Origin of the sequence: Pseudomonas sp. AKS31 (assembly GCF_023634765.1) — a bacterium.
In the GTDB taxonomy this organism is placed as follows: Bacteria; Pseudomonadota; Gammaproteobacteria; order Pseudomonadales; family Pseudomonadaceae; genus Aquipseudomonas.
This window is the reverse complement of sequence record NZ_JAMLFX010000001.1, coordinates 1,194,194-1,207,578: the sequence shown is the minus strand read 5'-3', so window position 1 is coordinate 1,207,578 and position 13,385 is coordinate 1,194,194. Positions and strand designations below refer to the sequence as shown.

The 13,385-nt window shown below is 60.6% G+C and carries 8 protein-coding genes and 1 other RNA gene; 1 reads left to right on the top strand and 8 read right to left on the bottom strand.

Annotation, left to right across the window (positions count from 1 at the left end):
* Positions 1-25: 25 nt before the first annotated feature.
* The 3 genes from curA to dnaX form a co-directional block, all read right to left on the bottom strand.
* Entirely contained in the window at positions 26-1,060 is a 1,035-nt protein-coding gene (curA, locus tag M9827_RS05415) for an NADPH-dependent curcumin/dihydrocurcumin reductase (protein ID WP_250604019.1), read from the bottom strand.
* 264 nt (positions 1,061-1,324) lie between these two features.
* Positions 1,325-1,663 (bottom strand): YbaB/EbfC family nucleoid-associated protein, encoded by a 339-nt coding sequence (locus tag M9827_RS05410; protein ID WP_016984747.1) that lies wholly within the window; start codon positions 1,661-1,663, stop codon positions 1,325-1,327.
* A gap of 67 nt (positions 1,664-1,730) precedes the next feature.
* Entirely contained in the window at positions 1,731-3,827 is a 2,097-nt protein-coding gene (gene dnaX, locus M9827_RS05405; RefSeq protein WP_250604017.1) for a DNA polymerase III subunit gamma/tau, read from the bottom strand.
* Positions 3,828-3,972: 145 nt separating this feature from the next.
* On the opposite strand from dnaX, the gene M9827_RS05400 reads away from it, so the two are divergent.
* Positions 3,973-4,722 carry a substrate-binding periplasmic protein gene (locus M9827_RS05400; RefSeq protein WP_250604015.1) on the top strand — a complete coding sequence of 250 codons (750 nt, stop codon included), beginning with the start codon at positions 3,973-3,975 and terminating at the stop codon, positions 4,720-4,722.
* 211 nt (positions 4,723-4,933) lie between these two features.
* Here M9827_RS05400 and ffs read toward each other — a convergent pair.
* The 5 genes from ffs to smc all read right to left on the bottom strand — a co-directional run.
* Positions 4,934-5,030: signal recognition particle sRNA small type (gene ffs / locus M9827_RS05395), an RNA gene on the bottom strand.
* Between the two features lie 134 nt (positions 5,031-5,164).
* A complete protein-coding gene (locus M9827_RS05390) occupies positions 5,165-6,328 on the bottom strand; it encodes a zinc-binding metallopeptidase family protein (protein WP_250604013.1) in 1,164 nt (387 codons plus the stop codon).
* A 186-nt stretch (positions 6,329-6,514) separates the two neighbouring features.
* The gene (ligA, locus tag M9827_RS05385; protein ID WP_250604011.1) at positions 6,515-8,872 is read right to left on the bottom strand and encodes an NAD-dependent DNA ligase LigA; all 2,358 of its coding nucleotides are present in this window, start codon (positions 8,870-8,872) and stop codon (positions 6,515-6,517) included.
* 145 nt (positions 8,873-9,017) lie between these two features.
* Positions 9,018-9,881, bottom strand: coding sequence for a cell division protein ZipA (gene zipA, locus M9827_RS05380; protein WP_250604009.1), 864 nt, complete (start codon positions 9,879-9,881; stop codon positions 9,018-9,020).
* A 260-nt stretch (positions 9,882-10,141) separates the two neighbouring features.
* Positions 10,142-13,385 (bottom strand): chromosome segregation protein SMC (gene smc / locus M9827_RS05375; RefSeq protein WP_250604007.1); only part of this gene is annotated, 3,244 nt, incomplete at its 5' end.

Sequence of the window (13,385 nt, the reverse complement as noted above, 5' to 3'; positions counted from 1 at the left end):
CGCGCCTCTGGCCAGCGTCAAATACTCAGTCCTGGGCGACCTTCACCACCAGTTTGCCGAAGTTGCGCCCCTCGAGCAGACCGATAAACGCCTCGGGCGCCTGCTCTAGGCCTTCCACCACGTCCTCGCGGAATTTCACCTTGCCATCGCGCACCCACGGCACCATGTGGCTGATGAATTCCGGCTGCCGATCACCATAATCATCGAACACGATGAAGCCCTGAATGCGCACGCGTTTGGTCAACAGTGTGCGTTGCAGCATTGGCAGACGATCCGGGCCTTGCGGCGCTTCGGAAGCGTTGTAACCGGCGATCAGGCCGCACAGCGGAATGCGCGCCTTGGGGTTGAGCAACGGCACCACGGCATCGAACACATGCCCGCCGACGTTCTCGTAATAGATGTCGATGCCATTCGGGCAGGCCTTGGCCAATTGCTCGGCAAAATCGGGCGCCTTGTGATCGATACAGGCATCAAAACCCAACTCTTCGACTACGTATTTGCACTTCTCGGCACCGCCGGCCACACCGACTGCGCGCAGGCCTTTGATCTTGGCCACTTGGCCGACCACCGAGCCGACCGCGCCGGATGCAGCCGCCACCACCAGCGTTTCGCCTTCTTTAGGCTGACCGATGTCCATCAGCCCCATGTACGCGGTCATACCGGGCATGCCCAACACACCCAGCGCCATCGACGGGCTCGGCAGCCCGGCAGGAATCGGGATGATATCCCGGCCATCGCTGATGCTATGGCTCTGCCAACCGGTAGCGCCGACCACCAGATCGCCTTTGTGGAATTTTGGATGACGCGAATCTTCGACACGGCTGACCGCGCCGCCGGTCATCACTTCGCCGATTTGCACCGGTGCGGCGTAGGACGGTGCGTCACTCATGCGCCCGCGCATGTAGGGATCAAGGGACAGGTAGAGGGTTTTCAGCAGCACCTGGCCATCCTGCAGATCCGGCAAGGCTTCGCGTTCGAGGCGGAAGTTTTCCGGGGTCGGCGCGCCAACCGGACGCGAGGCGAGGACAAAGCGTTGATTGAGGGTGAGAGGATCGGACATGTCAGCGTCTCCTGTGAAGTGTGAATTCAGCGGGTATAGGGAGCAGACCGTTGAGGCTTTTGCGCGTTCGATGTTTATTCAGTTGTAACGAGGTGAGTTCATTCGCGAGCAGGCTCGCTCCCACCTTTGGAATGCATTTCCCTGTGGGAGCGAGCCTGCTCGCGAAGGCGACCTCAAAGACACCGCACTTCCAAGAGTCAGAAACAAAAATGCCAGGCGCAATGCCTGGCATTTTGTGTAGCTCATCTGCCGCCGAATGGCGAATCAGAATGGCAGTTTCATACCGGCCGGCAGGTTCATGCCGGCGGTCATGTTGCCCATTTTGTCCTGGCTGTTCTTTTCGATCTTGCGCACAGCGTCGTTGACGGCAGAGGCAATGACCGCTTCCAGCATCTCTTTGTCGTCTTCGCTCATGCCTTCGACCAGGCTTGGGTCGATGCTCACGCTTTTGACGTCGTGACGACCGGTCATCACCACGGTGACCATATCGCCGCCGGCCTTACCGGTGACTTCGGCGTTGGCCAGTTCTTCCTGCATCTTGGCCATTTTTTCCTGCATCTGCTGCGCCTGCTTCATCAGGCCGGCCATGCCACCTTTCATCATGGGAATCACCTCAAAAGTACTTGGATCAAAACAGCGTCCGGCCAGCGAGGCCGGGCACCTTCAGTTATTAGCCTTGGGCGACCAAGGCGTCGACAGGTTCAATAGTATCGTGTCGCACCACCGCGCCGAACTGCTGAACCATCTGCTGGATGAACGGATCGCCGTGGATCGACTCTTCCGCCTCGCGCTGACGGTTGGCGCGCCGGCGGGAGGCGGCTTGCGCCGGGGTTTCCTGCTCGGGCTTGATCAGCTCGATGGTCAGGCTCAGCGTACGACCGTGGAACTGGTTCAACGCGTCGTTCAGACGTCGCTGCTGCGTGGCGTTGAACAAAGCGCTATGCGCCGGATCGAGGTGCATCAGCCAATGGTCGCCATCGACCGCGATCAACGTGCAGTTGGCGGCGATGCTGCCGGTCATGCCGGAGATCGGCAGTTTCGGGAACAGTTCCAGCCATTGCAAGGCCAGACCTGTGGCCGGCGCCGCAGCCGGTTCTGGCTCGGGCTCCGGGGCTGGTTCGGCGGCGTGTTCGCTGGCCAGTTCGTCGAGGTAGCTGTAGGCCGAATCGATGTCCGGCTCGATGTAATCCTCATCCAGCGGCGGTTCGTCGTCCAGGTCAATGCCCGGTGTGGCGGCATCAACGTCGGCGACCGACGGCTCGGGAATCGGTGCGGCGGCCCATTCTGGAGCCTCCGGCACGACGCTGTCCGGGGTCGGCAGCGGCATCGGCGGCAACTCGGGCTGCTCGGCGGTGGTTTCCAGAACCGGTTCGACGGCGGGTTGCTGTGCAGGTTCGGGGTCAGCCTCGGGCTCTACCGGGTCATTCCACGGCAGGTCGACGACGGCCTCGGCAACGACTGGCGCAGGTTCAGGTTCAGGTTCTGGTGCAGCAACGGGAGCAACCGGCGCCGGCTCGGGAGCCGGTGCAGGGGTTGCAACAGGTGCCGGCGCTGGAGCCGGCGCAACCGCCGCAGCGACTACCGGCGCAGGTTCAGGCGCGGCAGCCACGGAGTTTGCGGAATCAACTGTGGCCTGGCTGATCCCCACTGGCTTTAGCGGTTGCCTCGGGGCGTCCGCGGTATCGGCGGGCCGGAACGCGAGCATCCGCAGCAGGACCATTTCGAAGCCACCGCGCGGATCCGGCGCCAGCGGCAAATCGCGGCGGCCGATCAGGCCCATCTGGTAATAGAACTGCACGTCTTCGGCCGGCAAGGCCTGCGCCAGTGCCAACACGCGATCGCGGTCGCCATGGCCATTGTCGACACCTTCCGGCAACGCCTGAGCGATCGCCACGCGGTGCAGCACGTTGAGAATTTCCGAGAGCACGCCGTTCCAGTCCGGACCTTGTTCGGCCAGGTGACGCACGGCTTCGAGCAACGCCTTGGCGTCACCTTCGATCAATGAATGCAGGACGTCATAGACCTGACCATGATCCAGCGTGCCAAGCATTGCTCGCACGTCGGTGGCCAGAACCTTGCCTTCACCGAAGGCAATCGCCTGATCGGTGAGGCTCATGGCATCACGCATCGAACCGTCAGCGGCGCGACCGAGCAACCACAGTGCATCGTCTTCGAACGGCACGTTTTCGGCGGTCAGTACGTGGGTCAAATGCTCGACCACACGCTCCGGCGTCATGTTCTTCAGCGAGAACTGCAGGCAGCGCGACAAAATCGTTGCCGGAAGTTTCTGCGGATCCGTGGTCGCCAGGATGAACTTGACGTACGGCGGCGGCTCTTCGAGGGTTTTCAGCAGCGCATTGAAGGAATGGCTGGAAAGCATGTGCACTTCGTCGATCAGGTAGACCTTGAAGCGCCCACGGCTTGGGGCGTACTGCACGTTGTCGAGCAGTTCGCGAGTGTCTTCGACCTTGGTGCGGCTCGCGGCGTCGATCTCGATCAGGTCGACAAAGCGCCCTTCGTCAATCTCACGGCACACCGAGCACTCGCCGCAGGGGCTGGAAGTGATACCTGTCTCACAGTTCAGGCATTTGGCAATGATCCGCGCAATCGTGGTTTTACCCACCCCGCGCGTACCGGTGAACAGGTACGCGTGGTGCAGCCGCTGGCTGTCCAAGGCATTGATCAGAGCCTTGAGCACATGGGTCTGGCCGACCATTTCGCGGAACGAGCGCGGACGCCATTTACGTGCAAGAACCTGATAACTCATCGAAAACCGTCGCAACGAAGGAAGCTGAAGCGGCTAATGCTAGCGGAGCAAGGGCAAAATTGCATCCGGTGTCCTCGTCTAATATGGCTAAGCTGCATGAGCAGAGGCTTTTATCGGCTCGGGATCGGGAATTACCGGAGCGTTTATGCGGTGGGCCGTGGGGGCGTTGCTGGGAATCAGTCTGAGCGTAACGGCAGCGGAAGCCCCGTTGCGCTTCGCCATGCCCGACAGCTGGGCGATGCCGATGGTGCAATTCGAACGCGGGCGCCCGACCCAGGGCATCCTCTACGACCTGATGCTCAGCCTGGCCACCCAGGTCGGCGTTCCGGCCGAATTTAGCGTCCTGCCCCGCGCCCGCGTGCAGACCGCCATGGAACACGGCGATATCGACGTGCGCTGCTATGCCGCGCAGTCGTGGCTGCCGAATCAGTCGGGGGATTACATCTGGAGCATTCCGCTGCTGTTTCAGCGTGATCTGCTGGTCAGCCGCAAAGATCAACCCGCCAGCGCCAACCCCGCGCACCTGCCCCGCCAAGCCATCGGCACCGTTCTTGGCTACACCTACCCGACTCTGCAACCGCTGTTCGATGCCGACCGACTACAACGCGAAGATGCGCGTAATCAGGAGCAGGTGCTGGAAAAACTGCTGGCCGGGCGTTATCGCTATGCGGTGAGCAACCAGTGGACGCTGGACTGGTTCAATCAGCGATTGATGCCGGAGCAACAACTGCAAGGGGTAGCGGTGTTGCAGGAGCAGAAGGTCGGTTGTTATGTGAGGAATGATCCGCAGGTGCCGGTGCAACGGATACTGCGCACGTTACTGCGGATGAAAATGTCGGGGGAGATTGATGAGATTATCCGGCTCTACACCGGCCACTCCGACAACGCCCCATAACCTTGTGGGAGCTGGCTTGCCAGCGATTGCAGATTTTCAGTCAAATAGATGAACCTGACCCACCGCTATCGCTGGCAAGCCAGCTCCCACAGATTCCTAATCAACGGATGGGATTTGTGTCGATTTGGTAAATCGCAGGCACAAAAAAACCGCAGTGGGCGAAACCCATGCAGTTCTGTTTGAAGCGTTCGATTGTTCGTTAAGGTGGTAACCCCACCAGCCACACCCCGGCACACAATGTTCCCGCTGTGGCTGCTGCCTTCCGGCTCTGACCAGGTTCACGGGTAATCGTTGCGGGGGGACCGATGGGGTCACCATAACGACGCTTGCCTGTCGGCGAGCCGCGCCATTGTACCTATCTGAGACGAAGTTACAACCGTTGGTTGCAGAATAAAAATATGAACGGGTTCAAGGACATAAAGATCGCAGCCTGTGCCAGCGCCTACAGGGCCAGAACTTCATCCGCCCTGCCGCCCGCCTGCTGGATCACCAGATGAATAAAGTGCAGTTTGGCAATCGCCGGCGCCGGCAATACGAACGGATAGAAATCCGGCTGGCCCATGCTCCGTGACAACTCATTGAGCATCCCGGCCAGTTCAATCCATGCGTTGACGAACGACAAAAAAGCCGCGCCGCCGGGATGCTCCGGGTCGTACAGCGTGCTGGTGGGAAACGGCTGGTAATCAAAATCCATTTCCCGCGCGCTCATGCCAAAGCCCAGCGCCGTGTCCACCGCGTCCATCATGTGCAGGTAATGCGCCCAGGTTTCCGCCCAGTCTTCCCACGGATGCATGGTTGCGTAGGCGCTGACGTAATGCTGCGGCCAGTCCAGCGGTGCGCCTTGTTGATAGTGACGATCGAGCGCTTCGGCGTAACTGGCGCGTTCATCGCCGAACAGACTGCGGAATGAATCGAGCCAGGGGCCGTTGGCGATCAGGCGATCCCAGTAGTAATGCCCGACCTCATGACGAAAATGCCCGAGCAGTGTGCGGTAGGGTTCGTGCATCGCCGCCCTCACCTGCTCGCGATGGGCGTCGTCGGCTTCCTTGATGTCTAGGGTGATCAGGCCATTGGCGTGGCCGGTCATCGGCGCGTTGCCTTCGAGGTCGACGCCAATGAAGTCGAACGCCAGCCCGGTGTCTTCATCGACGGTTTTCGGGATGACTTGCAGGCCGAGGGTGATCAATTGCGCAACGAGGCGGCGCTTGGCGATTTCGACTTTGCGCCAACGCTCGGGGTTGTCCGGGGTGGACAGGTCGGGGATGGTGCGGTTGAGGCTGCAAGCGATGCACAGGCTGTCGTGATCGTTGGCCGGCAGCAGCCAGTTGCACGCGGCAGCTGTATCGAGGTTGGCGCAGCGGCGGAACAGCCCGGCCTCGGGGTCAGCGTCGAGCGTCCAGGTGCCCTCGTATGGCCCCGGTTGCAGCGAAGTCAGGCGACTTTCTTCGGGTTGATAACCAAGCAATGCGTTGCAGGCCAGGCACTGGCTGTTGCGAAAGAACAGCGACTGGCCGCAGCGGCACGGCCAGACTTTGCTGTTGCGTGAGGACTCGCCCATAAACGGCGCGATGATGCGGGAACTGAGCTGCTCGAAAAAGCGGTGCATGGCGATCTCTCCCTGGGGCTTGCCAAGACTAGATCATTCTCGCGGGTTGATCGTTCCAACGCTCTGCGTGGAAAAATCAAAAGATCGCAGCCTTCGGCAGCTCCTACAGGAGATCAGTGAACACCCGCGTTATCGTGGTGGAACATTAACCCTGTAGGAGCTGCCGCAGGCTGCGATCTTTTGATCTTAAACGGCGACGCCGTGGGTTTTGAGGAAGGCGATGAAGGTTTCTTCGTCCATCACCTTCACGCCCAGCTCATTGGCCTTGGTCAATTTGGAGCCGGCGCCGGGGCCTGCGACCACGCAATGGGTCTTCGCCGACACCGACCCTGCGACTTTCGCGCCAAGGCTTTCCAGATGCTCCTTGGCGACATCACGACTCATCAACTCAACCTTACCGGTCAGCACCCAGGTCTCGCCGGACAATGGCAACCCTTCAACGACTTTCTTCTCGCTCTGCCAGTGCATGCCGAAATCGCGCAGTTGCTTCTCGGATTGCTCAGCCAGTTGCCGATGCTCAGCCGACGCAAAAAACTCGCGAACCGAATTCGCCTGCTTCTCCGGCAAGGCCTGACGCATGTCCAGCCAGTCAGCAGTCATCACCGCTTCCAGCGAACCAAACTTGTCCGCGAGTTTCTGCGCGCCGCCCGGGCCGACCGAAGGAATGTGCAGCTTGTCGAGGAAGCCGCCCAGCGTGGTGCTGGCAGCAAACTCGGCGCCCAGCTCACCCTGATCCTGAATCTGCAGACCATGGCCCAGCAACTCAGCGATGACCTGCCGGTTATGCGCATCTTCAAAGAAGCTGTGAATCTCGTGCGCCACTTCCAGCCCGACATCCGGCAGGTAGGTCAGCACCTGCGGCAACGCCTGCTGCACGCGCTCCAGCGAACCCAGCGAGCGGGCCAGCACCTTGGCGGTCTCTTCGCCGACATCGGGGATCCCCAGCGCATAGATGAAACGCGCCAGCCCCGGTTTCTTGCTGTCTTCGATGGCCGCCAGCAGTTTGTTGCTCGACACCTCGGCAAAGCCTTCCAGATCGACGATGTCGTCGAACTTCAGCGCATACAGATCGGCCGGCGAACTGACCAGACCTTCGTCCACCAATTGCTCGACACTCTTGTCGCCCAAGCCTTCGATGTCCATCGCCCGACGCGAGACGAAATGAATGATCGCCTGCTTCAGTTGCGCGCCACAGGCCAGTCGACCCACGCAGCGGTACACCGCGCCTTCGCTGACGGTTTCCTTGCCCTTGCTGCGCTTGATCAGTTGCGTGCGCTCAACGTGCGAACCACACACCGGGCAGCTCTCTGGAATCTGCACCGCGCGCGCGTTTTCCGGGCGGCGATCCATGACCACTTGCACCACTTGCGGAATCACATCACCGGCGCGGCGGATGATCACGGTGTCGCCGATCATCAGGCCCAGACGCGCAACTTCATCCATGTTGTGCAACGTGGCGTTGGCCACGGTGACACCGGCAACTTTCACCGGTTTCAGTCGTGCCACCGGCGTAACGGCGCCAGTGCGGCCTACCTGGAATTCCACATCGAGCAGCTCGGTGAGTTCTTCCATCGCCGGGAATTTATGCGCAATCGCCCAACGCGGTTCGCGGGCGCGGAAGCCCAGTTCGCGCTGGTCGGCAATGCTGTTGACCTTGAACACCACGCCGTCGATTTCATAGGCCAGCGCGTTACGGCGCTCGCCGATGTCACGGTAGTACTCCAGGCATTCGCCGATGCCCTTGGCCAGCTTCAGTTCGTGGCTGATCGGCAGGCCCCACTTCTGCAACTGTTTGAGGTTGCCGATGTGGGTATCGGAAATATCGTGGGAGACCTGACCGATGCCGTAGCAGCAGAATTCCAGCGGACGGTTGGCGGTGATCTTCGAATCGAGCTGACGCAAGCTGCCGGCTGCGGCGTTGCGCGGGTTGGCGAAGGTCTTGCCGCCGACTTCCAGTTGCGAGGCGTTGAGCCGCTCGAAACCGGCCTTGGACATGAATACTTCACCGCGCACTTCCAGAGTCGCCGGCCAGCCTTCGCCGTGCAGCTTCAGCGGAATGTTGCGCACGGTGCGCACGTTGACGCTGATGTCTTCGCCAGTGGTGCCATCGCCGCGTGTGGCGCCGCGCACCAGCACGCCGTCCTGATACAGCAGGCTGACCGCCAGGCCATCGAGTTTCGGCTCACAGCTATATTCCACCGCCGCACCGCCACCGAACAGATCGCCGGCCGGCAGGTCCAGACCTTCGGTCACCCGGCGATCGAATTCGCGCATGTCGGTTTCTTCGAAGGCGTTGCCGAGGCTGAGCATCGGCACTTCGTGACGCACCTGGGTGAACGCGGTCAGCGCCACGCTGCCGACGCGCTGGGTCGGCGAGTCGCTGGTGATCAGTTCAGGATTGGCCGCTTCCAGCGCTTTGAGCTCGTGGAACAACCGATCGTACTCGGCGTCCGGAATACTCGGCTCGTCGAGGACGTGATAACGGTAGTTGTGCTGATCGAGTTCAGCGCGCAGCTCTAGAATGCGGTTTTTGGCGGCGGTCATGGGTGTTCTCTCATAAAGCAAAAGAGCAGCCGAGGCTGCTCCAGTTTCATCCTTAAAAGATCGCAGCCTCGTTGCACTCGAGAGTTCCTACAGGATCGCGATCCTCTGTAGGAGCTGCCGAAGGCTGCGATCTTTTGATCAGGCCTTAGCGCTTCTGGGTCAATGCGCGGCGTTCGAATTCAACAATGCGCTGACGGTAGTGTTCGATGGTCTGCGCGGTGAGGACGCTGCGCTGGTCATCTTTCAGTTCGCCGTTCAGCTCCTGCGACAGCTTGCGAGCGGCGGCCACCATCACGTCGAAGGCTTGCTTCGGATGACGCGGGCCTGGCAGGCCGAGGAAGAAGCTCACCGCCGGGGTGCTGAAATGGTCGATGTCGTCCAGATCGAAGATGCCCGGCTTGACCGCATTGGCCATGGAGAACAGCACTTCACCGTTGCCGGCCATGCTTTCGTGACGGTGGAAAATATCCATCTCGCCGAAACGCAGACCGCTTTCGAGAATGTTCTGCAACAGCGCCGGGCCTTTGAAGCCAGCGGCGTCACGGCAAATCACGCTGATCACCAGGACTTCCTCAGCTTGTGGCTGATCCTTGTCGGCCACCGCTGGCGCAGGCTTGCTGCCTTCAACAAAATCGTCGTCACGGCTGCTGAAGCTCGGGCCGCCGTCCAGATCCAGGTCGAGGTTCAGGTCGCCCTGAGCCGGGCCGTTGCTGCCACGCTTGCCACGTTTCGAACCCGATTCGCGAGGCTCGCGTGCTTCGCGGTCCGGCATGCTCACCGACGGCAGATCGTGTTCATCCAATTGCGGCTCTTTATGAGTGTCCAGCACGCGAGCCGGGCCCAACAGCTCAGCGCTGGTGTCCTCGTCCGGCAGGTTGGACAGACTTCGGTCAAGACGGAATTTCAGTTTTCCCTTGCCGCCGCGCATACGGCGCCAGCCATCGAAAAGAATACCGGCTATCACAATGATGCCGATGACGATCAGCCACTCGCGCAGACCGATTTCCATGTAATCCCGTGCCTCTATAAAAAATGCTGAAAAATAAGGGGTTTACATTGTGCAAACCGCTTTAAAACGTGGCGCCAACTCTATGTTCTGACAGGCGTTTTGCCCACGTATACGAAAAATTGACATTAAACTAGCACGACCAAAGACAACTTTACACCGTCTGTCTCATTGGCTTGCGCGAATATGTCGATTGGCCAGCAAGTCGAGCCCCGGTAAAAAAGTCCTACAACCCCCAATTACCTTTCCGACACCACGCTGGCTCAGGCGTCCACCATCGCCATCGCCTCCTCGACATCCACCGCTACCAGTCGCGAACAACCCGGTTCATGCATCGTTACGCCCATCAACTGCTCGGCCATTTCCATGGCGATCTTGTTATGGGTGATGTAGATGAACTGCACGGTCTGCGACATCTCTTTGACCAAGCGTGCGTAGCGTCCAACGTTAGCGTCATCCAGTGGCGCGTCAACCTCATCGAGCATGCAGAACGGCGCCGGGTTCAATTTGAAGATGGCAAAAACCAGTGCCAGTGCGGTCAGGGCTTTCTCCCCGCCGGAGAGCAAATGGATGGTGCTGTTCTTCTTCCCGGGCGGCTGCGCCATGATCGTTACCCCTGTATCGAGTAGATCTTCGCCCGTCAGTTCCAAATACGCGCGCCCACCACCGAAAACTTTCGGGAAAAGCGCCTGTAAACCGCCATTGATCTGATCAAAGGTATCTTTGAAGCGGTTGCGGGTTTCCTTGTCGATCTTGCGAATGACGTTTTCCAGGGTCTCCAGCGCTTCGACCAGATCGGCGTCCTGCGCATCCAGATAACGTTTACGCTCGGACTGTTGCGTGTATTCGTCGATGGCCGCGAGGTTGATCGCGCCCAGGCGCTGAATCCGCGCATTGATGCGTTCGAGTTCTTCCTCGGCTTCGCGTTCACTGGCTTGAGCTGTCAAGGTCGCGAGCACGCCGTTGAGATCGTAGCCGTCTTCGAGCAATTGATCCTGCAACGCCTTGCGGCGCACGGTCAGGGCTTGCCATTCCATGCGTTGCTGTTCGAGTTGGCCGCGAATCAGTTGCGACTGCTGCTCGGCCTGAGTCCGGCGTTTTTCTGCGTCGCGCAGTTCACGGTCGGCATCTTCCAGCGCGATCTGCGCGGTTTTCAGTTCTTCGTCGACGGTCATGCGCTTGTCGAGCAGTTCTTCGAGTTTCAGGCGCAGCTCTTCCAGCGGTGCCTCGCCCTCCTCCAGATTCAGACTCAACTGCTCGCGCTTTTCGGTCAGGCGCTCGGCCTGCATTTCCAGACGTTCCAGCGCCTGGCGCGTGGAGTCGTGCTGCGCGCGCAACGAGCCAAGACGCACGGCCAATTGGTGGGCATGATCCTTGTGCTGCCGCGCTTCCTGACGCACGCGGTCGAGGCGTTCGCGCAGGCTGTCGCGCTGAGCCAGCAGTAACTCGCGCTGCTCGGTGTCCAGCGCCATGGCATCCAGCGCTTCCTGCAATTGCATGCGCGCTTCGCCGATCTGTTCGTGCTCGAGTTCGCGTTGTTCGCCGAGCTCGACCAGCTCCTCATCGAGGCGCGTACGACGCAAAGTCAGCTGTTCGGCCTTGGCTTTGCCGGCGGACAACTGAGCTTTCAGCTCACCTTGCTGACGCGCTTCGTCTTGCAGCAAACGGCGCAAATGCTCGCGACCGTTTTCCTGCTGGCGCTGTTGCGCACGCAGGGTTTGCAGACGAGTTTCCATGGCCTCGACCGTAGCTTCTTTCTCTTCGCGCTCAAGGTGCAGCGCTTCGATTTCCTGACCACGAGCGAGCATGCCGCTCTCCGCTTCGCTGGCCCGGCGCACGCGCAGGAAGTGCCGGCCGACCCAGTAACCGTCGCGGCTGATCAGGCTCTCGCCAGCGCTCAACTGCCCGCGCAAGGCCAAGGCCTGCTCAAGGCTGTCGACCGGCTTGACCTGACCGAGCCACGGCGACAGATCGATCTGCGCGTCGACCTTGTCGAGCAAACTGCCCGCAATCCGCACGCCATCGCTGGCCGGGCTGAGCAGGCGCAGATCGCCTTGAGTGAAACCGGATAAATCAAAACCGTTGAAATCGTCGACCAGCACCGCTTGCAGATCGGCACCGAGCACGGTTTCCACCGCCAGCTCCCAACCGGCCTCGACCTTCAGGCCTTCGGCCAGACGCGGGCGCTCGGCGAGGTTGTGTTCCTTCAGCCATTCGGCGGTGCCGGTGCCCGGATCGAGCGCGGCTTGCTGCAAAGCTTCCAGAGAAGCCAGGCGACCGTTGAGGCGCTGCAAATCGCCCTGCGCCTGTTGCTGCGCGGTCAGCGCTTGCTGCAATTCCTGGCGCAGTTGTTCAAGCTTTTCGACCTGCGCTTCTTCGCTGGTCTGCAAATCTTCGAGGGTCGCTTCGGACTCGGCGAGCTGCTCATTGAGCTCCATGATCGCCGCGTCTTCCGGGTCAGCCGAGAGCAACGCGCGCTCTTCGCCGAGACGCTTTTGTCGATCAGCGAGGCGTTCCATGCTGGTTTCCAACTGCTGGATGCGCGACTGCTGCACTTCGGCCTGCCGGCGCGGTTCGGCGGCGGTCAGGTTGAAGGCGTCCCACTGCTCCTGCCAGCCGTGCATGACGCTTTCGGAATCTTCCAGCGCAGCGGCGGCCTCTTCGGCGGCGGCGCTGGTGACTTCCTGCTCGGGGGTGAGCAGGTCCAGCTCTTCGCCGAGGGTCAGCAGCAACGTGCGGTCGTGGCCCAGATGGGATTCGGTTTCCAGACGCGCGCGCTCGGCTTCTTTCAAATCGTCCTGCAACTGCCGCAGACGTTGCTGGCCATGCTGGATACTTTGCTCGACCCGGGCGATGTCGCCGCCGACCGAATAGAAGCGCCCCTGCACCAGATTGAAGCGTTCGGACAGGTCATGGTGACCGTCGCGCAGACGTTCGATGGCCGCATCCGCATTGCGCTGCTCAGCGACCAGCGCTTCGAAGCTGATTTCCTGGGTACCGATGATCGACTCGCGCTGACCGACCTGATCGTTGAGATCCTGCCAGCGCAAGGCCGACAGTTGCGCCTTGAGCTGGCGTTCTTCGGCTTTGAATTCCTGGTACTTCTTCGCCGCTTCGGCCTGGCGGTGCAGACGTTCGAGTTGCCGTTCGAGCTCTTCGCGCAGGTCAGTCAGACGCGCGAGGTTTTCGTGCGTGCGGCGGATACGGTTTTCAGTCTCGCGGCGGCGCTCTTTATATTTCGAGATGCCGGCAGCTTCTTCGATGAAGTTACGCAGGTCTTCGGGCTTGGATTCGATCAGCTTGGAGATCATCCCCTGCTCGATGATCGAGTAGCTGCGCGGGCCGAGGCCGGTGCCGAGGAAGATATCGGTGATGTCGCGACGACGGCATTTGGTGCCGTTGAGGTAATAAGTAGTCTGGCTGTCGCGGGTGACTTTACGGCGGATGGAAATCTCCGCGTAGGCCGCGTATTCGCCGAGCAAGGTGCCGTCGGAGTTGTCGAAGACC

Coding starts and splice junctions, on each gene's coding strand:
- curA (WP_250604019.1), bottom strand. CDS start 1,060: ATGTCCGATCCTCTCACCCTCAATCAACGCTTTGTCCTCGCCTCGCGT.
- M9827_RS05410 (WP_016984747.1), bottom strand. CDS start 1,663: ATGATGAAAGGTGGCATGGCCGGCCTGATGAAGCAGGCGCAGCAGATG.
- dnaX (WP_250604017.1), bottom strand. CDS start 3,827: ATGAGTTATCAGGTTCTTGCACGTAAATGGCGTCCGCGCTCGTTCCGC.
- M9827_RS05400 (WP_250604015.1), top strand. CDS start 3,973: ATGCGGTGGGCCGTGGGGGCGTTGCTGGGAATCAGTCTGAGCGTAACG.
- M9827_RS05390 (WP_250604013.1), bottom strand. CDS start 6,328: ATGCACCGCTTTTTCGAGCAGCTCAGTTCCCGCATCATCGCGCCGTTT.
- ligA (WP_250604011.1), bottom strand. CDS start 8,872: ATGACCGCCGCCAAAAACCGCATTCTAGAGCTGCGCGCTGAACTCGAT.
- zipA (WP_250604009.1), bottom strand. CDS start 9,881: ATGGAAATCGGTCTGCGCGAGTGGCTGATCGTCATCGGCATCATTGTG.